Genomic DNA, 24,836 nt, shown 5'->3' on the forward strand with positions numbered 1-24,836 from the left:
AATTTGTGAGTTGCTCTTAGGAGCTCAATCGAATTTTCGGCGAATGTCGTCTTCACAGTATAACCAGATTGCTTGGGGTTATATGGTCAAGTGAAGAAGCGCATACGGTGGATGCCTTGGCAGTCAGAGGCGATGAAAGACGTGGTAGCCTGCGAAAAGCTTCGGGGAGTCGGCAAACAGACTTTGATCCGGAGATGTCTGAATGGGGGAACCCAGCCATCATAAGATGGTTATCTTGTACTGAATACATAGGTGCAAGAGGCGAACCAGGGGAACTGAAACATCTAAGTACCCTGAGGAAAAGAAATCAACCGAGATTCCCTTAGTAGTGGCGAGCGAACGGGGACTAGCCCTTAAGTGGCTTTGAGATTAGCGGAACGCTCTGGAAAGTGCGGCCATAGTGGGTGATAGCCCTGTACGCGAAAATCTCTTGGTCATGAAATCGAGTAGGACGGAGCACGAGAAACTTTGTCTGAATATGGGGGGACCATCCTCCAAGGCTAAATACTACTGACTGACCGATAGTGAACTAGTACCGTGAGGGAAAGGCGAAAAGAACCCCGGAGAGGGGAGTGAAATAGATCCTGAAACCGTATGCGTACAAGCAGTGGGAGCCCGCTTTGTTGGGTGACTGCGTACCTTTTGTATAATGGGTCAGCGACTTATTTTCAGTGGCGAGCTTAACCGAATAGGGGAGGCGTAGCGAAAGCGAGTCTTAATAGGGCGTCTAGTCGCTGGGAATAGACCCGAAACCGGGCGATCTATCCATGGGCAGGTTGAAGGTTGGGTAACACTAACTGGAGGACCGAACCGACTACCGTTGAAAAGTTAGCGGATGACCTGTGGATCGGAGTGAAAGGCTAATCAAGCTCGGAGATAGCTGGTTCTCCTCGAAAGCTATTTAGGTAGCGCCTCATGTATCACTGTAGGGGGTAGAGCACTGTTTCGGCTAGGGGGTCATCCCGACTTACCAAACCGATGCAAACTCCGAATACCTACAAGTGCCGAGCATGGGAGACACACGGCGGGTGCTAACGTCCGTCGTGAAAAGGGAAACAACCCAGACCGTCAGCTAAGGTCCCAAAGTTATGGTTAAGTGGGAAACGATGTGGGAAGGCTTAGACAGCTAGGAGGTTGGCTTAGAAGCAGCCACCCTTTAAAGAAAGCGTAATAGCTCACTAGTCGAGTCGGCCTGCGCGGAAGATGTAACGGGGCTCAAACCATACACCGAAGCTACGGGTATCACCTTCGGGTGATGCGGTAGAGGAGCGTTCTGTAAGCCTGTGAAGGTGAGTTGAGAAGCTTGCTGGAGGTATCAGAAGTGCGAATGCTGACATGAGTAACGACAATGGGTGTGAAAAACACCCACGCCGAAAGACCAAGGTTTCCTGCGCAACGTTAATCGACGCAGGGTTAGTCGGTCCCTAAGGCGAGGCTGAAAAGCGTAGTCGATGGAAAACAGGTTAATATTCCTGTACTTCTGGTTATTGCGATGGAGGGACGGAGAAGGCTAGGCCAGCTTGGCGTTGGTTGTCCAAGTTTAAGGTGGTAGGCTGAGATCTTAGGTAAATCCGGGATCTTAAGGCCGAGAGCTGATGACGAGTGTTCTTTTAGAACACGAAGTGGTTGATGCCATGCTTCCAAGAAAAGCTTCTAAGCTTCAGGTAACCAGGAACCGTACCCCAAACCGACACAGGTGGTTGGGTAGAGAATACCAAGGCGCTTGAGAGAACTCGGGTGAAGGAACTAGGCAAAATGGCACCGTAACTTCGGGAGAAGGTGCGCCGGTGAGGGTGAAGGACTTGCTCCGTAAGCCCACGCCGGTCGAAGATACCAGGCCGCTGCGACTGTTTATTAAAAACACAGCACTCTGCAAACACGAAAGTGGACGTATAGGGTGTGACGCCTGCCCGGTGCCGGAAGGTTAATTGATGGGGTTAGCTAACGCGAAGCTCTTGATCGAAGCCCCGGTAAACGGCGGCCGTAACTATAACGGTCCTAAGGTAGCGAAATTCCTTGTCGGGTAAGTTCCGACCTGCACGAATGGCGTAACGATGGCGGCGCTGTCTCCACCCGAGACTCAGTGAAATTGAAATCGCTGTGAAGATGCAGTGTATCCGCGGCTAGACGGAAAGACCCCGTGAACCTTTACTATAGCTTTGCACTGGACTTTGAATTTGCTTGTGTAGGATAGGTGGGAGGCTTTGAAGCGTGGACGCCAGTTCGCGTGGAGCCAACCTTGAAATACCACCCTGGCAACTTTGAGGTTCTAACTCAGGTCCGTTATCCGGATCGAGGACAGTGTATGGTGGGTAGTTTGACTGGGGCGGTCTCCTCCTAAAGAGTAACGGAGGAGTACGAAGGTGCGCTCAGACCGGTCGGAAATCGGTCGTAGAGTATAAAGGCAAAAGCGCGCTTGACTGCGAGACAGACACGTCGAGCAGGTACGAAAGTAGGTCTTAGTGATCCGGTGGTTCTGTATGGAAGGGCCATCGCTCAACGGATAAAAGGTACTCCGGGGATAACAGGCTGATACCGCCCAAGAGTTCATATCGACGGCGGTGTTTGGCACCTCGATGTCGGCTCATCACATCCTGGGGCTGAAGCCGGTCCCAAGGGTATGGCTGTTCGCCATTTAAAGTGGTACGCGAGCTGGGTTTAGAACGTCGTGAGACAGTTCGGTCCCTATCTGCCGTGGACGTTTGAGATTTGAGAGGGGCTGCTCCTAGTACGAGAGGACCGGAGTGGACGAACCTCTGGTGTTCCGGTTGTCACGCCAGTGGCATTGCCGGGTAGCTATGTTCGGAAAAGATAACCGCTGAAAGCATCTAAGCGGGAAACTTGCCTCAAGATGAGATCTCACTGGGACCTTGAGTCCCCTGAAGGGCCGTCGAAGACTACGACGTTGATAGGTTGGGTGTGTAAGCGCTGTGAGGCGTTGAGCTAACCAATACTAATTGCCCGTGAGGCTTGACCATATAACACCCAAGCAATTTGCGTCGAAAGGCCAGATTGCGGTGTGTGAAGACGAAAGAACCGAAAGTTCGAAGCTCACAAAACACCGAAGCTATCACATACCCAATTTGCTGAAGCGAGGCCAGCCGGTCACGACTCAGTACCCGAATTTCTTGACGACCATAGAGCGTTGGAACCACCTGATCCCATCCCGAACTCAGCAGTGAAACGATGCATCGCCGATGGTAGTGTGGGGTTTCCCCATGTGAGAGTAGGTCATCGTCAAGATTAAATTCCGAAACCCCTATCTGCGTATGCAGGTAGGGGTTTTGTTTTAGTAGAAGTCACCAGTTTTCACCGGCACGTTGAATTTCTAACGGGCCGGTCACAGAATTTCTTGACGACCATAGAGCGTTGGAACCACCTGATCCCATCCCGAACTCAGCAGTGAAACGATGCATCGCCGATGGTAGTGTGGGGTTTCCCCATGTGAGAGTAGGTCATCGTCAAGATTGAATTCCGAAACCCCTGTCTGCTAACGCGGACAGGGGTTTTTTCGTTTCAGGGGTACTGAAAAGCCCGATGTGGAACCTCTCCACAACGGGCTTTTTCACGTCTTACGCAAACAGCTTCAGCACATTGCTCATCGCATCATCGGCAAAACCCTGAACGAAAGCCTTGAATCCCGGCAGCGCCTCGGCACCTCCCTGCGCCGGTTCGGCAATGATGGTCCAGGTGGCTCGGGACTTGCCCGCATCCAGTGGTTCAACGCTCATCGATGCCCACAGATTGGCCACACCCAGGGTGTTGTAGATAGTGGTCCAGGTCATGTGCCGTGCCTGGTCGTCCCGGGAGTTGAGTTGCTCGACCACCAGGTTGCCGTCCTTGAAAAACTTTTTGCGCAGCGATGACACACCATCACCGGTCATCTCGATGTGCGACAACGCCGGGATGAAGCGATCGAAGCCGGCAAAGTTGCCGACTACGGCCCATACCTGCACAGCATCGGCGGGCACCTCTACCGAGGACACCACGTGGCAGCCTTGAGGGTTTTTGATCAGGGTATCGGGTTGCAGAGTACTCATGGTTTTGCTCCGTTGGGTTGAGTCAGATGAAATTGATTTCTTTGAGGTAGTCGCAACCGCGACGTAGCAGCGCCGGGGACTTTTGCGGGTAGTGCGCGCCCATCAGCCGAACACCGGCCTGGGCGTTGTCGTGACCGATCATCGAGATGTCGCCGATGTCCTCCTCGAAGCCGTTGAGGTAGAACCCCAGGACGCCGAACAACGCGTTGTCGCTGTTGACCCGATCAAGTTGCTGCTGCCAGTCGGCGACGCTGACCATCGCGAATTCGCGCCCCGCCTCGCGGAAGGACGCCACGTAGTTGTCCCAGCTCAGGGGCTCGGGGTTGTGCAGGTTGAATACCGCTTGTTCCGGTTGATAACGACTGGCGTGGAAGGCGATGAATCGGGCGAGAAAGTCCACCGGCATCAAGTCGAAGTTCAAGGCGAACTCCGGCACCTGTCCCAGCTGGATCGAGCCCTTGAGCATCAGCATCAGGCGATTCTTGTGCGGCTGGCACACGCCTGTGAGGCTGTTGAAGCTGATGTTGCCGGGGCGGTAGAGATTGACCCGCACCCCAAGCTCCCGCGCCCGTTCGAGGATTCGCTCGCCGACCCATTTGGACAGGTTGTAGCCGTTCTTGATGTAGATCGGTGGCGTCGGTGCGGCCGGTAACTCAAGCACTCGGCCGTCGGCGGATATCGTGCTGGAGGCCGAGAGCGTCGAGACGAAGTTGAAGATTTTTTTGCTGCGTCCTTCGCACAGGCGCAAACACTCGAAAATCGGCTCGACGTTGTCCCGGGCCAGCGACTCGTAATCGAGGACGTGATTGACGTTGGCCGCGTTGTGCACCAGAGCGCCAAACTCCTGATCCAGTCGCTGGTAAACCTCAGGCGCCAAACCGAGCTCCGGCCGTGCGATGTCCGCGGCGTAAACCCGCACCCGGCTCATATCCAGATGCTCCAGGCGGTTCTCCCGCAACGCCAGGGCAAAGCGCTCGCCCGCCGATTGCCCGTTGCTGTCGCGAACCAGGCAGGCGACTTCACTGGCACCCCAGGCCAGCAACGCCTCGACTATGTGTACACCGACAAAACTGTTGGCACCGGTGACGATCACCTTGTGCACATCGCCCATGCGGCTGACGGGCAGCGGCTGAACATCCAGTTCGCGGAAGGCATCGCGCATGGCCTGCTCGCTCAGCACTTCTTCGCTGCCGGAGCCGCGGACCAGTGTCGCCAGTTTCGCGAGGGTGGGCAGCTCGATGAAACGGTTGATCGAGATGCTGCGCCCGAACTCCTCGCGCAGTCGCAGGAGCATGCGCGACAGCAGGATCGAGTGTCCGCCCAGATTGAAGAAGCTTTCGTCGGTGGAAATATCGCTCGCCGGCAGCTCCAGCAACTCGGCCCAGATCTCCAGCAGCAGGGCCTCATCGGTGCTGGCGGGCAGGCGTCGTGGAGGGTGCTCGGTGACGTTGAGCGGCAACTCCAGCAGCGCCTTGCGGTCGACCTTGCCATTACTGGCGTAGGGCATGTCTGTCAGCTCGGTCCATGCAAGGGGGCGCATGTAGTCCGGCAGGTGCTGTGTCGCGTGGGCCTTCAACGCTTGGCGAGCGCTGCCGGGAAGGTCCTCCCGGGGTTGGGCAAGGAAGGCCAGAATCCGCCGCTGGCTATCGATGACCACCGCAACCTGGCGGTACAACTGGCTGTCGCGCAGGCAGCGCTCAATCTCTTCCGGCTCGACCCGGAAGCCGCGAATCTTCACCTGATTATCACGTCGGCCGCACAGCTCGATCCCTTCAGCCGTCCACTTCGCCATGTCCCCGGTGCGATAGACGCGCAGGGGCCGGCCATCAGGCAAGTTCAAGTGCAGATAGCGCTCAGCGGTTTGCTGCGAGTTGTTCAGGTAGCCCAGGCACACACCCGGGCCGGCGATGTACAACTCGCCGACCGTCTGTTCGGCCACCGGTTGAAAATCGTCATCGAGAATCAACACCTGGCTGTTGGCGATTGGAGCGCCCAGAGAGCGGTTGTTGTCGCCTGACTGGAGTTTGCGCGCGGTAATCAGCACGGTGGCTTCGGTGGGCCCATAGAGGTTGTAGAGCTTGCCCTGACGGCTCAGCTGCTCGATGACCCACGGCTCGCAGACATCGCCACCGGTCATCACATGGTCCAGGCACTGCAATTGCTCCAGCGGCAGGATGCTCAACAAGGCCGGCGGCAAAAAGGCGTGGCTCAGTTGCCGATGACGAAGCAGCTCCACCAGTTGCAGCGGATCGCGGCGTTGGTCATCGCCGGGCACGATCAGTTCGGCGCCTTGCAACAGGGTGGGGAAGATGTCGATCAGCGATGAGTCGAATCCCAACGAAGAAAACTGCAACACCCGGCTCTGGCGGGTCAGCTGCACATAGTCGGCGTACCAGTGGGTGAAGTGCGCGAGGTTGGCCTGGCTGAGCAACACGCCCTTCGGATGGCCGGTGGTGCCCGAGGTGTAGAGGGCCATGCATGGCGCATCGAGGTCGGGGCGTTGGTGCATCAACGGTTGAGTGAGGTCTGCGTCGAGGACGTCGATGCTGCTGATGTCCAGCCCTGGTATCTCGTTCGCCATGGGATGCTCGCCGTCATGCAGCAACAACACCGTGCCGGCATTCGACAGGATGTACTGCTGACGTTGCAACGGATGGCTTGGTTCCAGCGGCAAGTACACCGCGCCGCTGCCCAGGATCGCCAGGATTCCCGCATACAGCGCACTGCATTTGGGCAGGCAGATCCCGATGACGACCGGGCCTTGATGCCGCTCCAGCAGCGGTCGCAGGCGTTGCTGGATGGCGCGGCTGTGGGCGTGCAACTGGCGATAGTCGAGGGTGTTGCCGTCGACGCTCAAGGCCGGATGGTTGGCGCTCTGGATGCATTGTTGTTCCAGCCTTTCGATCATCGGCGTTTGCGCGAGTTGTTGCAGTCGTGGGTCGACGGTGGCATTGAGGCGATGCACGAACGCGAGGCTGTCCAGGAACCGCAGACTCTCGATGCGCTCGAAGCGGGCAGGTACGGCGGGTTCGGCGTGTCGAAAATAGTCGGCATCGCGCGAGTAGCGGCTGACCAGCAGTGCCACGTGGTCAACGAGTGCTGTCATGGCCTGCATACGCAACGCCTGGCCGTTACCCGACGGTTCATCGGCGATGGGTACGCGGGTCAGCAGCGTTGAACCATGGCAGCACAACAGGTCCAGAGATGGCAGGCCGGACGCCTGCGGCAGGCCAAGTCCCAAATGCAATGTCAGTCGTGGCGCCTGACAAGTGAGCAGAGGTGACGTGTCATCGTCGATCAGTAGATCCGCAGGCCCCGGCATTTCGTCGAGTGCGGATATCCGCGTCAGTGAGTGACCGTGTTGTTCGAGTTCCAATGCCAGCTCGGTCAGGGCCTGGCTTTTGCCGGTGAGCAAAATGTCGAGACGTCTCATGATGGGCTCCTCGTCAAACCAGGTAGTCGCTGAGGGTGGTTTGTACGCACGGCGAATCGAGCAGCGAACTGCTGTGGAAAAACCGCACAATGTTGGCCACCAGCGGGTGATGGCGATTGATCGGGAAGGCCAGTGCCGACACTTCGTTCTTGAGGGCGTGACGCGCCGCGTCGTTGATCTGCAGTGCGTCGATCAAGCGGAAGTCGAAGGATTTCTGGATGTCGTTGGTCAGGTAATGAGCAATGAACACCGGCAGGATCTGCGCGATGCAATGGCGGTCGTCTGCACTTGCGGTGTGTCAGTAGATGCGCACCAACCGCGCCCAGAAACCGGAATGGCGCCCCTCGTCCAGCAAGTGATCGGCCATCAGGCCCTTGATCGATTGCTTGACCGTGTCGTCCTTGGCGAACGCGGCGACATCACCGGTCACCGTATTTTCGGCGATGGCCACGCAGATCAGTTCTACGGCGCTACGCAGGTGCTCCGGCGCGAGAGCCACGGCCACCGGTATCGCCCGACTCAACTCGATCTCATCCGGTAACTCAATGGGGGTGATTCCGGTCATGGCGATGGTCTGTTGCATGAAATCCATCGCCACCAGCGCGTGGTAATCCTCGTCCACCACCACAGTCATGGCGTCGTAGCGGCAGGCGAACGGAAACTCGACCGCGAAGCGATTCTTGGCGATGCTGCGGGCGGTTTTGTCGACGATCTCGGTTTCGAAGATCACCACATCGTTGATGAACTTGTAGAGGGTCTGCACCAGGGCGAAGTCGCGCTGTTCCGGGCATTCGCGCAGAAAGGTTTCGCTCAGCACCAACGGTTGCCGGCTCAAGGGGTAGATCAGTTTGTCGTCGTTCTCCAGCACGCGGCGCGGGCGGGTGCGGATGGTCGCGCGGCTCTCCCAGGCGTCGGCGAAGGACTGGTAGTCGGTGGCGTTCATGCGCTCACCTCCGTGACGGATTCGTTCATGCTCAGGCGCAACCCGTCCCACAAGGCGATACGACTTTCCACGGCTGCGATGGCGCTGGCGTACACGTCTTCCTGCCGTTGCGGGTCGCTATCGACCAGTCGCGACAGGAGCTTTTCCGCTGCCGGGCCGTGGTCCTCGGAGTCGACCTCAATGTGCCGTTCGAGGTAGTACCGGAAAGTCGGCGCCTGCTCGATGCCGATGCCCCAATCGTCGAGGATGCGCTGGAACATCCGAGGGATAACGCTCTCGCGACCGTGCAGAAAGGCCGCCGCCACACTGTGACCCGGCGCATGCAGTGCGGTGTGTAGCGTATGGCGGACGAAATTGGCGGCCGCCGGATCGACCTTGACGCTCTGCAAGGCAACGTCGTAGCTCACGCCTTCTTGCTGCAGGGCCACGAAGCGTTCGATGGCAACGGTGCAGGCGCCGACCTCACGCATTGCATCCAGGTACAACTCGAAGTGGCTGTAATGACCCTGGGCCGGACGATCATCCGACTCCTCACCCAGTACGATCTCGTTGATCAACCGCGCGGCCTGGGGGTCCTGCGGCGGCAGCCAGGGCAGTCGCACGCAGGTCAGCTCCTGTTGCAGGCGCTTGGTCAGCGACATGAAGTCCCATACGGCAAACACGTGGGTTTCCATGAAGCGTCGCAGGACCGGCAGCGAATGTATTTCAGAGAAGATCGGGTGTTCGCCAAGTTCGGATTTTTTTTGAAACAGACGTTCTTTAGTTGGTTTCATGGATGAGCCTGTAAATGATCAGCGAGTGAGAAGTCATCAAGCACTGAAGTTCGCTGGAAGTTTTCTCCTGGCGAACGGGGACCTCAAACTAATTGATCTTTTTCAGTGCCATGGATGCCGAGTTTCTTAGGTGTTGCAGCCGTTTGTGGCAGGCGGCGAAGAAAAACTAATACACATATAAAGTCTTGATCAAGTTGTTTTGTTGTTATTTTAATAGTCAACTTTTTTGAAGATGATAAGTTCCAATAAAACTTTTCATATTGGTTTTATTTTGGCGTAGTTACTCCTTCCGGCTTATATAAGTCAGAATTGAATAAAGAGTGAATGCCTCACTCGAAGTAACTTTTTTACGGGCGTCGTTGGGGGTGTCTGAGGGGGTGGAAGCGGGTCGCGAGTGATGCCGATCCTTCCGTTCCCGTGATGAGGCTCCTTCCTTCGCTTCTCGGGGCAGGGGCTGCTCCATTCGCACGGAGCGTCACCCGTTTTTTGTCCTGGTTATCCAGAGTGGGCGTAAATCGAGGCGGCCGCCATTACTGAGGCATCGCGCAAACGTTGCAATGGTCGGGATTTAAGGCGGCGGGGCGTTGGGGCGCGGTATGGCGCCGCAAGGGCTGTGTGGTATGGGGGCAGGGGATTTGTAATCAAATTATTCGCGGAGCATTTGGGGGAATGCGCGGCAAGCGGGGTGAACCCTTCGGTACGTTCCCCGGGCTTGCCGCCGCGGGCTACTTCGACCGGTTCCTGGCCTGGACTTCAGGGCTGTTGAGGTAGCGCGTAATGACCTCGACCCCACGGTTCAGGTGATGTTCGAGCAGATGCACGGAGCGCTCGACGTCCCGGGCTTCGGCTGCTTGCAAAAGTGCCTTGTGGTCATCCTGGGACAGTTTGCCCAGGCCCATGGCTTCCAGGTTGAAGCGCAGGAACCGTTCTTCCTCGTTCAGGCCGTCCTCGACCAGTTTCAACAGCCGGCGATTCGGCGCCCGGGTGTAAAGCGCCATGTGGAACAGGCGATTGAGCCGGCCGATTTCGGTGTAGTCGCTTTCCGTTTCCAGTGCATCGATGTAGCGGGCAGCCTGTTCGATATCTTCGTCCTGGAGCAGTGGTACCGAGAGACGCAGGGCTTCGGATTCCAGCAGGATGCGCAGCGCGTAGGTTTCCACGGCGTCGCCCTGGACCAGCGGCGCGACCACGGCGCCCTTATGGGCAACCACGTTGAGCAAGGATTGTGCTTCGAGTTGGCGCAAGGCTTCGCGTACGGGCATGCGGCTGACGCCGAACAGGTCGGCGAGGTCTTGCTGGCGCAGGGCCGCACCGCAGGGAATGCGCCCGTCGAGTATGGCCGCGCGCAGGGTTTCTTCGATCACCGAGCGTGCCATGTGTGCGGGAATTGGCCCGTTGACCTTGATACTGCTGAGAGGGTTGGCCTTTTGTGTCACTAAACGCACCCTGAATGATGAAATATTTTTGGATCCAAATGACACTAGTGACTGCCTGACGGCTTGTCAAACAAGCGGACGAGTGCCTTTCTTGCAGTTTAGCGCGCCGCCAGTGATCTCACCGTGCCATTGTCTTTTTCCGGGCTAACCTTCACCATTCGAACGATTCCCTCCTGCCTATCCAGGATGCCTCGCATTGGCGGCAAGTTTAACGATCCCCCGGGTTTTACGCTGGCTGTGCAGCGCATTGCTGCTGACTGGCGTGATGCTGGGCAGCTTGAGCGCCGATTGGGATTTCTCCCTGATCAGCCGGCGGGCGCAGGCATTGTACGGGCCTTTGGGAGAAGGTCAGCAGCGCATTAATGATTGGCAATACTTATTGACTAGCCAGAAGCAACTCGGCGAGCTGGAACAGCTCAATGTGGTCAATCGCTTCTTCAACAAACAGCTGCGATACGTTGAAGACAACGATCTGTGGCATGAAGTCGACTACTGGGAAACCCCGATCGAAGCCCTCTGGAAAGGCGCCGGCGACTGTGAAGACTACGCTATCGCCAAGTACTTCAGCCTGCGGCACCTCGGTGTAGCCAGTGAAAAGCTGCGTATTACCTATGTCAAGGCTCTCACTCAGAACCGCGCGCACATGGTGCTGACTTACTACGCGAGTTCGGAAGCCGAGCCCTTGGTGCTCGACAGCCTGATTGATGCAATCAAGCCGGCCAGCCAACGGAATGATTTGCTGCCGGTCTACTCTTTCAATGCGGAAGGGATGTGGTTGCCGGGTGCCAAGGGCAATAAAAAGGTCGGCGATACCAAACGCCTTTCGCGTTGGCAGGATGTGTTGAAGAAAATGCAGGCCGAAGGATTCCCGGTCGAGACGACTAACTAGGAGCACGTGCTCAGATGTCTTTGTTCAAACAGCTGTTGATTGCTATCTGTCTGTTCCTGGTGGTCGCCTTCACCGGCAGTTTCATGGTCAGCCTGGAGAGCTCGCGTACTCAGTACGTCAACCAGTTGCGCTCCCATGCCCAGGACGCCGCGACGGCGCTGGCGCTGTCCCTGACACCGAACATCGACGACCCGGCGATGGTCGAGTTGCTGGTGAGCTCGATTTTCGACAGCGGTTACTACGCGAGTATCCGCGTGGTCGATCTGAAGACCGACCAGACTCTGGTCGAGCGCACGGGCATTCCGGCGGTCAACAACGTTCCGGACTGGTTCGTCAAACTGATCGGCCTGGAGCCCGCCGGTGGTGATGCGATCGTCAGCCGTGGCTGGGAACAGGCTGCCAGGGTCGAGGTGATCAGCCACCCGATGTTCGCGCTGGCCAAGTTGTGGCAAAGCGCTTTGGGCAGCCTGGGCTGGTTGCTGCTGTGTGGCGCGGTCAGTGCGGTACTTGGCGCGCTGTTGTTGCGTCAGCAATTGAGACCGCTCGATTACATGGTCAAGCAATCCCACGCCATCGCCCGACGGGAATTCCTCAGCCTGCCGGAACTGCCGCGCACCCCCGAACTTCGTCGGGTAGTGCAGGCCATGAACCAGATGGTCGAGAAACTCAAGGCGCTGTTCCAGGAGCAGGCCGAACGCAGTGAAAAACTGCGGGTCGAGTCCTATCAGGACTCGTTGACCGGGTTGGCTAACCGGCGTTATTTCGAGATGCAATTGAATGCGCGGGTAAGCAACCCGGAGCAGGCCAGCTCCGGCTATCTGCTGCTGTTGCGGGTCAAGGATCTGGCCGGCCTCAACCAGCGTCTCGGCGGCCAGCGCACCGATGAAGTGCTCAAGGCGGTTGGTGAGCACCTGTCTCGTGAGTGCGCCAAATACCCGGAAACCCAGAACCTGGTGACCCGTATCCGCGGCGGCGAATTTGCCGTGTTGGCACCGGGCCTGGTGCGCGAAGAAGCGCTGCAATTGGCACAGAGCCTCGACAGTGCCTTGGCCAGTCTTCACGCTACCGGCGCTACCGATGTGGCTGCCGTGGCGTCTATCGGCCTGGCGCCGTTCACTCACGGCGACTCACCGCAATCGGTGCTCAGCCTCGGCGACCAGGCGCTGGCGCAGGCCGAAGGCCAGGGCGAGCAGAACTGGGCCTGTATCGAGCACAGCCTCTCGGCCAGTGTCGGCGACGATCACCACGCCTGGCATCTGATGCTCGACCAGGCGCTGACACAGAGACGTTTCGAGCTGTATTTCCAACCGGTAGTGGCCGCCCAGGACACGCAACTGGTGCTGCACTACAAAGTGTTGTCGCGACTGCTCGATGAACACGGTCAGACCATCCCCGCCGGGCGTTTTCTGCCTTGGCTGGAGCGCTTCGGCTGGACTGCGCGTCTGGACCGGCTGATGCTCGAGCGGGTACTGGAGCAAATGAGCGGTCATGAGGAGTCGCTGGCGCTGAATCTGTCGTCGGCTACCCTGGCCGATCCGCAGGCGCAAAACAAAATCTTCGAGATACTGCGCGCGCACTCCAACCTCGGCCCGCGTCTGACCCTGGAAATTGGCGAAGAGCAACTGCCTGACCAGGCGGTGCTGGAGCAACTGACCCGGCGCCTGCGCGAACTCGGATTCTCCCTGAGCCTGCAACGTTTCGGTGGCCGCTTCAGCATGATCGGCAACCTGGCTCGGCTGGGTCTGGCGTACCTGAAAATCGATGGCAGCTACATTCGGTCGATTGATCTGGAGAGTGACAAACGCCTGTTCATCGAGGCGATCCAGCGAGCGGCGCACAGCATTGATCTGCCGCTGATTGCCGAGCGAGTCGAGACAGAAGGCGAGTTATCGGTGATCCGCGAGATGGGGTTATACGGTGTGCAGGGCCAGTTGTTTGGCGAGCCAAAACCCTGGGGCTGATGTGATCGCTCCCACGCAGCGCGTGGGAATGATCGCAGGGTCGCGTCAGATCAACCCGGTCTCTTCATCATCGATCAATTGGCTCAAGCCACCCAGGGCTTCACGGGCCTGGTTTCGATCCATGAGCTTGGCCTGGGCCGCCGTCGGCAGGTCGGTGACGCGGATCACACCTTTTTGGGTCAGCACCTGAATCAAGTCATCGAGTACCCGGATCATTTCCAGGTCACTTTGCTTGAGCTGTTTGAGGCTGTTCTCCACAGCCGCGTTGGCAAACCAGGCCAGGATTTCATGATTGTCGGCCGCCAGCGTTTCCGTGGCCTCGGCGTAGGCGGCGGGTTCCACGCGTACCAGCAGGCCCTGCGCATCGCGTTGCACGTAAAACATTGAGCATCCCTCGGATTTGAACCAGCGTCGTGCTGACAGCAGCATAGGTCAACTGCACGCCAGTATGTGGCGCAGCGACGAAATCGTCACCGGGCAGTAGGCGCAAACGTGACGGCCGCCCCATAGGGAGCGGCCGTTTTCACGCATCAGCTGTTGTTGTGATCGATTTTGATGGTCGGGTCGCTACCGGCAATCAGGTTGTGCAGGTTGGCGCTAGACCAGTTGTTGCCTTCCAGTTTGATCGTCACGTCCGGTGTGGCGGCTGCAGCGTTGCCCGAGTTGAACTGGCCGGTCGAGCTGACTTGCAGCGACGACACGCCATCGACCGTGCTGATCTTCAGGAAGTTGTCGATGGTGCTGCCGGTTTCGCCCTGCAACAGATCGCGCAGGTCGATCCGGTCGCCTTCGCTGGCCTTGAAGTCCTTGATCACGTCGTTGCCGGTGTCGCCCGCTTTCCAGACGAAGGTATCACCACCGGAACCACCGATCAGGATGTCGTTGCCCTTGCCACCGTCGAGGTTGTCGTTACCGCCCGAGCCGAACAGGATGTCATTGCCCGCACCGCCCAGCAGGGTGTCGTTGCCGTCATGGGCACCGGACACATCGAACGCGGTGTAATGCTCGGTGATGTACTGGTGCACGTTGCTGGTGGTGACTTTGCTGACTTCCACACCGGATTGCTGCGCCACGAAAGCTTGCATGGCCTGGTAACCCTCGCCGGCAATGCCGTTGAAGCTCACCAGGTCGCCGAACAGGATGTCGTTGCCTTCGCCACCGCTGACGGTATCGTGACCCGGCATCGTCGCTTCGGTGTGGCCGATGATCGAGTTGGCCAGATCCTTCGGATCGATGTTGGTTTGTGGCGACTGATTCGAGTCGTACGGCTTCAGGTCGTTGAGGCCCACTCCGCTGTTGAGGCCAATGGCCTCGACATTCGACAGGTTGCTCAGCAGTGTGAAACTGCTGGTGGAGTTGCTGGTAGTGTCCCCGTCGGTGCTGCCGCCGTCGCCATCACGCCACGAGAACTCGTAGGTGCCGTCACCCTGGGCATGCAGATAGCCGAAGTCCTTGGATGACCAGCTATCTCCGTTGCCGTTGCCGTTGCCATTGCCATTGCCATTGCCATTGTTGCCGTTGTTGCCATCGCTGCTCTTGGTCCAGACCGTCACGCGGCCTGAGGCGGTAATGTCGATCTGGTGCGTGCTGTCGGGGAACAGGCTGATCGCTTTACCCAGCTGATAGTTGCTGGTGGTGATCAGGCTATCGAGTGTTGTGCTGCCATACAGGGTCGGGTTGGTCGACTCGCCGCTCTGGTAGTAAGTCGGCTTGCCGTCAGTAATGAAATACGTGAGGTTCTTCGCCCCGGTGTTGGCCACGGCGCCCGCACTCTGGAACCAGTTGGCCGTGGTTTTGAACACGTCCTCGTAGTTGGTGCCGCCACCGGACGACATCGAGTCCAGAGTCTCCTTCAACTGAGTCAGCGCATTCGAGTCATTGAGGTTCACCGACACCGACTTGTTGACCTGGGCATCGAAGTCCACCAGGAAAATGTTCACCGTACCCGAGTTACTGCCCAGGCTTTGCTTGAGGGTGTTGAACACCGACGTCAACGAGTCCTTGGCCGAATTGATCGACGCGCTACTCATGCTGCCGGAGCTGTCGACCATGAACGCGATGTTGTAGTTGGCGCCTGGCACCACGGTCAGGCCGCCAATGTCGGCGACGATGATGTCGTTGCCGTCGGTGCCGTTGACAGTGTCATTGCCCGCAGTGGCGGTGGCAGCGTTGTAGGCCGCCGGGTACACGGTCACCGGAATCTGCGAAGTGCTGCTGGCCGAACCACCCAGGGCCTCGGTGGAGGTCGAGGTCACGGTCAGGTTGAACTGGCCGTTGTAGTACGGTGGTGGAGTGACGGTCAGAGAGCCGAGGCTCCAGCCTGTCACATTGGCCTCGCCATTGGTCGCGGTGACTGTGAAGGTATGTCCCGCGCTGTCGGTGAGCACCGAGCCGACCGGCATGCCGCTGATCTTAAGGCTCAGGCTTTCCGAGCCGTCGGTATCGGTCAGCGCGGTGGTGATGGCGGACAACTTCACACTGGTGCCTTCGGCGCCGGTATTGAGTTTGTAACCGTCGTAGTAGCCTTCGCCATTGGTGCCGTGCAAGTCGGACACGGTCACGCCGGCATTCACCAGATCCGACACGCCGGTGTAAACCGGTACGCCGGCACTGCTCAGATCGATCGGCGTGCTGCCATTGACCGACAGGTTGACGTCATAGCTGCCCGGGCCACTCTGGTTGTGGTGGTAGATGTCCAGGGTGTAGTAGCCGCTGGTGGTCGGGGTGTACGAACCATTGAGGTTGCCGCCCGCGCCCCAGGTGATCGCGGCCACGTTCTTGCCGCCGATGGTCACCAGCAGGCTGTCATCGCCGGTACCGCTGAAGGTGTAGGTCTTGCCGGCCTCGAGGTAGATCAGGCCGGAGGTTTTCGACGCCGTACCGGCGGTCACGCTACCGTTGGACTGCACGTTGGTCACGGTGCCTGTGGAGTTCGGTGTGCCCGCGGCGTCGATCACGTTTTTCAGCGTGGTCGAGTCTGCGCCGCTACCGCTGGTGCCCAGGCCCGACAGACCGGTCCAGACTTCCTTGATCAACCCGGTGGACCTTACGTTGTTGTCGGCAACGCTCAGGGTCGGCGCATCCGCCACCGGAGTGATGTCGATCTTTATCGTGCCGGTGTTGCCCAGTGCCTGGCCGTCGATTGGCTGGAACTTGATCTGTGCGTAGTCGGACTGGTTGTTGCCCTGGCTGGTACCGCCGTAGCCGTCCGCGCCCGATTCGTTGGCATCCGGCATGAAACGCAGTTTGCCAGCGTCGATGTCGGCTTTGCTGAACGTCTGGTTGGCGGCGACGTCTTTCCAGGTCGAACCGTCCAGGTACTGCAGTTTGCCCTCGCCCGGCAACTGGGTGATTTTCACGCCCAGACTGGTGGCCGGACTGTCGACGTCGCTGACGCCGAAGGTCGACCAGCCGAGAACCAGAGGTGTGTCTTCGGTGCCGGTAACGTTGACCGGTGCTGCGACCGGTGCGTCATTGACCGCCGCCACATTGACCGTGGTGGTCGCGGTGTTGGAGTAGTTGCTGCCATCGGTCACCGTCACGGTGATGATGCGCGGCACGGTGCTCGGATCTTCACTGTTGTTGGTGAAAGTGATGTTCTTGATCTGTTGCATGTAGTCGGCCAGCGTCGCGTTACCCGACAGAGTCAGCGTGACTGTGCCATTGGTGCTGTTGGCATTGATGGTGATGCCGTTGACGCTGTTGCCCAGGTTCAGCGCATCGCCGTCCTGACGGTTGGTCAGCACGATGGTCGCGCCGGTCAGCAGGGTGCTGTCCGGGTCGGTGATGCTGATGTCGGTGTCGGCGATCGACACACCCGCACCTGGGGTGTTCTCGGTGAAGGTCACCTTGTAATCGGCCCCGGTGCCGCCGCTGGAGTTGTTGGCGTCGAGGTCCAGTACGGGTGGTGCATCGTTGTCGATGATCGAAGTGTTGACGCTACCATTGGACGCGCTGATCGCCAGGTTCTCGAAGTTGCCGCCGGTGGCCGAGTCTATCTTGACCACGAAGTTTTCGGTGCTTTCGGTGATCCGGTCATCGATGGTCGAAATGTCGAACGGTACGCTGCTGGCATTCGCCGGGATCTTGACCGTCGTCACGCCGGTGAAGTCCACACCATTGGCTGCGGTGCCGGAGTAGGTCAGGGTTACGGTCACTTCACCGTGAGCCGGGTTGGTCAGCGCGAGAGTGTAATGCGCGGCCTGACCCTCGACGACAGATGTATCACCCGAGATGCTGATGGTGGTGACGTCACCGGTGTTGGTCGGCGTATTCGGCGTACCCGAACCTGCTTCGTCGGTGACGGTGGTGGTGAACTGGTCCTTGCCCAGGGTCAACTTCTCGAAGTTATCCGCACCGCTGACCGATTCCAGCTTGTTGACGATGGACGGCTGGCCGCCGGTGTAGACGTCATCCTTGGCGATGAGGGTGGCCGTGCCGGTCGCGGTATTGGCCGGAACGGTGACTTTGGTGCCGTCGGAGAGGGTGAACTCCAACGGGCCGTGGTTATTGATCGGCAGACCCGCCGCGTTGGTCAGGGTCACGGTGTAAGTAACCGAACCCCCTTCAGCCACGGTGGATTTGTCCACAGTCAGGGTGGCAATGACTTCGCTGGCGGTGTCAGTAATTTCGACCTTGGCTTCGCCACCAATGACCAGATTTTCAAACGACTTGCCATCGACCGTCGCATCGCTGATGCCAACCTTGATGGTCTCGCCATCCGTGTACACGTCGTCGCCTTGAGCCTTGAGTTCATAAGCGGTTTCAGTGGTGTTGGCCTTGATCACGACCTTGTCGCCGTTGCTCAAGGTCACGGTCAGGTCCTGTTTCAGGGCCTGATCGATTTTGACGGTGAACTTCGGTGCGACGTTTTCCTGCACGTCGCCGTTGCTGACGATGCTGACGGTGACCTTGTCGCCCTGGTTGTCGGTTGGGGTGCCCGAGCCTGGTTCGTCGGTGACGGTGGTGGTGAACTGGTCCTTGCCCAGGGTCAACTTCTCGAAGTTATCCGCACCGCTGACCGATTCCAGCTTGTTGACGATGGACGGCTGGCCGCCGGTGTAGACGTCATCCTTGGCGATGAGGGTGGCCGTGCCGGTCGCAGTATTGGCTGGGACTTTGATTTGTGTGCCGTCGGTCAGGGTGAACGTGAGTTCACCGTGATTATTGATCGGCAGACCCGCCGCGTTGGTCAGGGTCACGGTGTAAGTCACCGAACCCCCTTCAGCCACGGTGGATTTGTCCACGGTCAGGGTGGCGATGACTTCGCTGACGGTGTCAGTAATTTCGACCTTGGCTTCGCCACCAATGACCAGGTTCTCAAACGACTTGCCGTCAACCGTCGCATCGCTGATGCCGACCTTGACGGTCTCGCCATCCGTGTACACGTCGTCGCCCTGAACCTTGAGTTCATAAGCGGTTTCAGTGGTATTGGCCTTGATCACGACCTTGTCGCCGTTGCTCAAGGTCACGGTCAGGTCCTGTTTCAGGGCCTGATCGATTTTGACGGTGAACTTCGGTGCGACGTTTTCCTGCACGTCGCCATTGCTGACGATGCTGACGGTGACCTTGTCGCCCTGGTTGTCGGTTGGGGTGCCCGAGCCCGGCTCGTCGGTGACGGTGGTGGTGAACTGGTCCTTGCCCAGGGTCAACTTCTCGAAGTTGTCCGCACCGCTAACCGATTCCAGCTTGTTGACGATGGACGCCTGGCCACCGGTGTAGACGTCATCCTTGGCGATGATGGTCTCCGTGCCAGTCGCAGTATTGGCTGGGACTTTGATTTGTGTGCCGTCGGTCAGGGTGAAAGTGAGTTCACCGTGGTTATTGATCGGCAGACCCGCAGTGTTGGTCAGGGTCACGGTGTAAGTAACCGAACCCCCTTCAGCCACGGTGGATTTGTCCACGGTCAGGGTGGCAATGACTTCGCTGACGGTGTCAGTAATTTCGACCTTGGCTTCGCCACCAATGACCAGGTTTTCAAACGACTTGCCGTCAACCGTCGCATCGCTGATGCCGACCTTGACGGTCTCGCCATCCGTGTACACGTCGTCGCCCTGAACCTTGAGTTCATAAGCGGTTTCAGTGGTGTTGGCCTTGATCACGACCTTGTCGCCGTTGCTCAAGGTCACGGTCAGGTCCTGTTTCAGGGCCTGATCGATTTTGACGGTGAACTTCGGTGCGACGTTTTCCTGCACGTCGCCGTTGCTGACGATGCTGACGGTGACCTTGTCGCCCTGGTTGTCGGTTGGGGTGCCCGAGCCTGGTTCGTCGGTGACGGTGGTGGTGAACTGGTCCTTGCCCAGGGTCAACTTCTCGAAGTTATCCGCACCGCTGACCGATTCCAGCTTGTTGACGATGGACGGCTGGCCGCCGGTGTAGACGTCATCCTTGGCGATGAGGGTGGCCGTGCCGGTCGCGGTATTGGCCGGAACGGTGACTTTGGTGCCGTCGGAGAGGGTGAACTCCAACGGGCCGTGGTTATTGATCGGCAGACCCGCAGTGTTGGTCAGGGTCACGGTGTAAGTCACCGAACCCCCTTCAGCCACGGTGGATCTGTCCACGGTCAGGGTGGCAATGACTTCGCTGACGGTGTCAGTAATTTCGACCTTGGCTTCGCCACCAATGACCAGATTTTCAAACGACTTGCCATCGACCGTCGCATCGCTGATGCCAACCTTGATGGTCTCGCCATCCGTGTACACGTCGTCGCCTTGAGCCTTGAGTTCATAAGCGGTTTCAGTGGTGTTGGCCTTGATCACGACCTTGTCGCCGTTGCTCAAGGTCACGGTCAGGTCCTGTTTCAGGGCCTGATCGATTTTGACGGTGAACTTCGGTGCGACGTTTTCCTGCACGTCGCCGTTGCTGACGATGCTGACGGTGACCTTGTCGCCCTGGTTGTCGGTTGGGGTGCCCGAGCCTGGTTCGTCGGTGACGGTGGTGGTGAACTGGTCCTTGCCCAGGGTCAACTTCTCGAAGTTATCCGCACCGCTGACCGATTCCAGCTTGTTGACGATGGACGGCTGGCCGCCGGTGTAGACGTCATCCTTGGCGATGAGGGTGGCCGTGCCGGTCGCGGTATTGGCCGGAACGGTGACTTTGGTGCCGTCGGAGAGGGTGAACTCCAACGGGCCGTGGTTATTGATCGGCAGACCCGCCGCGTTGGTCAGGGTCACGGTGTAAGTAACCGAACCCCCTTCAGCCACGGTGGATTTGTCCACAGTCAGGGTGGCAATGACTTCGCTGGCGGTGTCAGTAATTTCGACCTTGGCTTCGCCACCAATGACCAGATTTTCAAACGACTTGCCATCGACCGTCGCATCGCTGATGCCAACCTTGATGGTCTCGCCATCCGTGTACACGTCGTCGCCTTGAGCCTTGAGTTCATAAGCGGTTTCAGTGGTGTTGGCCTTGATCACGACCTTGTCGCCGTTGCTCAAGGTCACGGTCAGGTCCTGTTTCAGGGCCTGATCGATTTTGACGGTGAACTTCGGTGCGACGTTTTCCTGCACGTCGCCGTTGCTGACGATGCTGACGGTGACCTTGTCGCCCTGGTTGTCGGTTGGGGTGCCCGAGCCTGGTTCGTCGGTGACGGTGGTGGTGAACTGGTCCTTGCCCAGGGTCAACTTCTCGAAGTTATCCGCACCGCTGACCGATTCCAGCTTGTTGACGATGGACGGCTGGCCGCCGGTGTAGACGTCATCCTTGGCGATGAGGGTGGCCGTGCCGGTCGCAGTATTGGCTGGGACTTTGATTTGTGTGCCGTCGGTCAGGGTGAACGTGAGTTCACCGTGATTATTGATCGGCAGACCCGCCGCGTTGGTCAGGGTCACGGTGTAAGTCACCGAACCCCCTTCAGCCACGGTGGATTTGTCCACGGTCAGGGTGGCGATGACTTCGCTGACGGTGTCAGTAATTTCGACCTTGGCTTCGCCACCAATGACCAGGTTCTCAAACGACTTGCCGTCAACCGTCGCATCGCTGATGCCGACCTTGACGGTCTCGCCATCCGTGTACACGTCGTCGCCCTGAACCTTGAGTTCATAAGCGGTTTCAGTGGTATTGGCCTTGATCACGACCTTGTCGCCGTTGCTCAAGGTCACGGTCAGGTCCTGTTTCAGGGCCTGATCGATTTTGACGGTGAACTTCGGTGCGACGTTTTCCTGCACGTCGCCATTGCTGACGATGCTGACGGTGACCTTGTCGCCCTGGTTGTCGGTTGGGGTGCCCGAGCCCGGCTCGTCGGTGACGGTGGTGGTGAACTGGTCCTTGCCCAGGGTCAACTTCTCGAAGTTGTCCGCACCGCTAACCGATTCCAGCTTGTTGACGATGGACGCCTGGCCACCGGTGTAGACGTCATCCTTGGCGATGATGGTCTCCGTGCCAGTCGCAGTATTGGCTGGGACTTTGATTTGTGTGCCGTCGGTCAGGGTGAAAGTGAGTTCACCGTGGTTATTGATCGGCAGACCCGCAGTGTTGGTCAGGGTCACGGTGTAAGTAACCGAACCCCCTTCAGCCACGGTGGATTTGTCCACGGTCAGGGTGGCGATGACTTCACTGACGGTGTCGGTGATAGCAACCGACGCAGGACCGCCAATGACCAGATTCTCAAACGTCTTACCGGCAACGCTAGCATCAGCGATACCCAGCGAGGCGCTGCCGCCATCCTTGTAGACGTCATCACCTTGCGCTGGCAATGCATAGCCAACTTGAGTTGCGCCTGCGGCGATGACCACAGTCTGGCCGTTGCTGAGGGTCACCGTCAGGTCGTGATCCAGCTTCTGGTCGAGTTTGATGGTGAAAGTCGGTGCCTGATTCTCCAGTACCGGACCAGCGCTTTCGATGGTAACGGTGACCTTGTCGATCACATCGGAAATCGTGGTGACTGCTGGCGTGGTGCTCGGCACCAGGTTTTCAAAGTTGCCGCCGGTGGTACCAGTAATGGTGGTGCTGACGGTGCTGCCGTTGACATAGACGTCGTTGGCCGCAGTCGGCACGTTGACGCTGCCGCTGGTCTGGCCCGCCTCGATGGTGATGACCGAGCCATTGCTCAAGGTCACGGTCATCGGCGTGCCGGCCGTGTTGGTCAGTGTGGCGGTGTAGGTGATCTGGCCGCCTTCGGTGATGTTGCCGGTGGCGGTGAGGGTCAGCCCGGTGTTGTCCACGGAGTCGGTGATGGTGGTCACAGCCGGGGTGGTGTCCGGCACCAGGTTTTCGAAGTTGCCGCCGGTGGTGCCGGTGATGGTGGTGCTGACGGTGCTGCCGTTCACATAAACGTCATTGGCCGGGGTCTCGACCACAGCGCTGCCGCTGGTCTGGCCCGCGTCGATGGTAATGACCGAGCCATTGCTCAGGGTCACGGTCATCGGCGTGCCGGCCGGGTTGGTCAGTGTGGCGGTGTAGGTGATCTGGCCGCCTTCGGTGGTGTTGCCGGTGGCGGTGAGGGTCAGCCCGGTGTTGTCCACTGAATCGCTGATGGTGGTCACAGCCGGCGTGGTGTTCGGCACCAGGTTTTCAAAGTTGCCGCCGGTGGTACCAGTGATGGTGGTGCTGACGGTGCTGCCGTTGACATAGACGTCGTTGGCCGCAGTCGGCACGTTGACGCTGCCGCTGGCCTGGCCCGCTTCGATGGTGATGACCGAGCCGTTGCTCAAGGTCACGCTCATCGGCGTGCCAGCCGGGTTGGTCAGTGTGGCGGTGTAGGTGATCTGGCCGCCTTCGGTGATGTTGCCGGTGGCGGTGAGGGTCAGCCCGGTGTTGTCCACGGAGTCGGTGATGGTGGTCACAGCCGGGGTGGTGTCCGGCACCAGGTTTTCGAAGTTGCCGCCGGTGGTGCCGGTGATGGTGGTGCTGACGGTGCTGCCGTTGACATAGACGTCGTTGGCCGCAGTCGGCACGTTGACGCTGCCGCTGGTCTGGCCCGCCTCGATGGTGATGACCGAGCCGTTGCTCAAGGTCACGCTCATCGGCGTGCCGGCCGGGTTGCTCAGGGTCGCGGTGTAGGTGATCTGGCCGCCTTCGGTGATGTTGCCGGTGGCCGTCAGGGTCAGCCCGGTGTTGTCCACGGAATCGGTGATGGTGGTCACGGCCGGGGTGGTGTTGGGCACCAGGTTTTCGAAGTTGCCACCGGTGGTGCCGGTGATGGTGGTGCTGACGGTACTGCCGTTGTTGTAAACGTCGTTGGCCACAGTCGGCACATTGACGCTGCCGCTGGTCTGGCCCGCATCGATGGTAATGGTCGAGCCGTTGGACAGAGTGACGGTCACCGGCGTCTGCGCCGGGTTGGTCAGGGTCGCCGTGTAGGTAATCTGGCTGCCTTCAGTGACGGTGTTGCCGGCCGTCAGGGTGACCGTGGTGGTGTCGACGGTATCGGTGACCTGGGTCACGGCGGGGGTAGTCGGCGGAGTCACTGTGATGCCGCTGCCGCCGCTGGTACCGGTGACAGTTACTTCGATCTGTGTCGCGTCGTTGTAGACAGTGTCGTTCGCAGCCAATGGCACGTTGACGGTGCCGGTGGTCGAGCCCGCGGGAATCACGATCACGGCGCCGCTGGACAAGGTGACAGTCAGGTCGCTCAGTGGTGCCTGGGTCAGGGTCGCGGTGTACACCAGCACGCCACCGGCCTCGGTGATGGTCGGCGTGGCACTGAGGCTGAGGACTGATTCACTCGGGGTATTGGCGTTGGCGTTGGCATTGGCATTGACGTTGGTGGTCTGGCTACCCGGGATTTCCAGGGTGGTTTGCGCAGCAGAGTTGATACCCGCAGTTGGGAAACCAATGGTCGGGTCGACGCGGCCAGCCGTAGCGTCGAGCATCACGAAACTGTGACCGCCACCGGCGGCACCGCCAGAACCCGATGCCGTCGGACCTGCAGCGGTGGCTTCAAGGTCTTTGGTCGGGTCGGCACCGGCGACAATGGCTTGCTGCAACTCTTCAACGGACGGCGCGGCTTGCGCGGTGGCGGCTGCCAGGTCAGTGCCAGAGTCCGGGGCGTCAGCGCTCCACTGGGTGTCACGGCCCAGATCCAGGGTGCGGCCATCGGCCAGTTCCAGGGACACGGCACCGGAAAGGCCGGTGTCGATCTGGTCACCGGCGAACAATTTGTCGCCTTCAACGAGAACGCGGCGGATGCCCTCGGGGGACACCACGAAAACCTGACCGACAATGCTTTTGACGATGGCAACAACACTGCTCATTGAAGACTCTCCGGGGTGTCACGTTCAGTTGGCTTCCATGGACCTGATGGCGTCTGCGCCGACCAGTCTGGACGTACATTGCAAAATAGATGCACAAATTTGACGCATCAAATCGTCAATAATTTGGCTATATTTTTTCGCTATTAACTTAATGCCAAACTATTGACCT

Annotated in this window: 8 protein-coding genes, 3 rRNA genes and 1 pseudogene; 5 read left to right on the plus strand and 7 right to left on the minus strand. The window is 58.9% G+C overall.

What is annotated here, in order from left to right; genetic code table 11:
- Positions 1–84 precede the first annotated feature (84 nt).
- The 3 genes from AC3IX1_RS00575 (at position 85) to rrf (AC3IX1_RS00585) (ending at position 3,467) form a co-directional block, all read left to right on the plus strand.
- A 23S ribosomal RNA gene (locus tag AC3IX1_RS00575) occupies positions 85–2,978 on the plus strand.
- Positions 2,979–3,127: 149 nt separating this feature from the next.
- Positions 3,128–3,243 (plus strand): 5S ribosomal RNA (rrf, locus tag AC3IX1_RS00580).
- A 108-nt stretch (positions 3,244–3,351) separates the two neighbouring features.
- Positions 3,352–3,467: ribosomal RNA gene (gene rrf / locus AC3IX1_RS00585) — 5S ribosomal RNA — on the plus strand.
- A gap of 105 nt (positions 3,468–3,572) precedes the next feature.
- Here the strand turns inward: rrf (AC3IX1_RS00585) and AC3IX1_RS00590 are convergent.
- The 5 genes and pseudogenes from AC3IX1_RS00590 to AC3IX1_RS00610 all read right to left on the minus strand — a co-directional run bounded on the left by AC3IX1_RS00590 (position 3,573) and on the right by AC3IX1_RS00610 (position 10,625).
- The gene (locus AC3IX1_RS00590) at positions 3,573–4,040 is read right to left on the minus strand and encodes an SRPBCC family protein (protein ID WP_489386721.1); all 468 of its coding nucleotides are present in this window, start codon (positions 4,038–4,040) and stop codon (positions 3,573–3,575) included.
- Between the two features lie 22 nt (positions 4,041–4,062).
- On the minus strand, positions 4,063–7,473 hold the full coding sequence (locus AC3IX1_RS00595; protein WP_489386722.1) for an amino acid adenylation domain-containing protein: 3,411 nt from the start codon (positions 7,471–7,473) through the stop codon (positions 4,063–4,065).
- Between the two features lie 13 nt (positions 7,474–7,486).
- Positions 7,487–8,416, minus strand: a pseudogene (locus AC3IX1_RS00600) (diiron oxygenase).
- Positions 8,413–9,189: a DUF3050 domain-containing protein gene (locus AC3IX1_RS00605; protein ID WP_489386723.1), complete on the minus strand. Its 777-nt coding sequence runs from the start codon at positions 9,187–9,189 to the stop codon at positions 8,413–8,415. Before AC3IX1_RS00605 ends, AC3IX1_RS00600 begins: the two are co-directional and overlap by 4 nt.
- 725 nt (positions 9,190–9,914) lie before the next feature.
- Positions 9,915–10,625, minus strand: a complete 711-nt coding sequence (locus AC3IX1_RS00610) for a GntR family transcriptional regulator (protein WP_489386724.1) — start codon at positions 10,623–10,625, stop codon at positions 9,915–9,917.
- A gap of 196 nt (positions 10,626–10,821) precedes the next feature.
- Between AC3IX1_RS00610 and lapG the strand changes: the two genes are divergently transcribed.
- Together lapG and lapD are read left to right on the plus strand one after the other, a co-directional pair.
- The gene (lapG, locus tag AC3IX1_RS00615) at positions 10,822–11,514 is read left to right on the plus strand and encodes a cysteine protease LapG (protein WP_489386725.1); all 693 of its coding nucleotides are present in this window, start codon (positions 10,822–10,824) and stop codon (positions 11,512–11,514) included.
- 14 nt (positions 11,515–11,528) lie between these two features.
- Positions 11,529–13,475, plus strand: a complete 1,947-nt coding sequence (lapD, locus tag AC3IX1_RS00620; RefSeq protein ID WP_489386726.1) for a cyclic di-GMP receptor LapD — start codon at positions 11,529–11,531, stop codon at positions 13,473–13,475.
- Positions 13,476–13,520: 45 nt separating this feature from the next.
- On the opposite strand, the gene AC3IX1_RS00625 is transcribed toward lapD, so the two are convergent.
- Both AC3IX1_RS00625 and AC3IX1_RS00630 read right to left on the minus strand, forming a co-directional pair.
- Complete coding sequence (locus tag AC3IX1_RS00625) at positions 13,521–13,859, minus strand: tryptophan synthase subunit beta (protein ID WP_223504791.1); 339 nt, start codon at positions 13,857–13,859, stop codon at positions 13,521–13,523.
- 146 nt (positions 13,860–14,005) lie between these two features.
- The gene (locus AC3IX1_RS00630; protein WP_489386727.1) at positions 14,006–24,667 is read right to left on the minus strand and encodes a retention module-containing protein; all 10,662 of its coding nucleotides are present in this window, start codon (positions 24,665–24,667) and stop codon (positions 14,006–14,008) included.
- Positions 24,668–24,836: the final 169 nt, after the last annotated feature.

The organism is Pseudomonas sp. KH_046_2 (genome assembly GCF_057838985.1).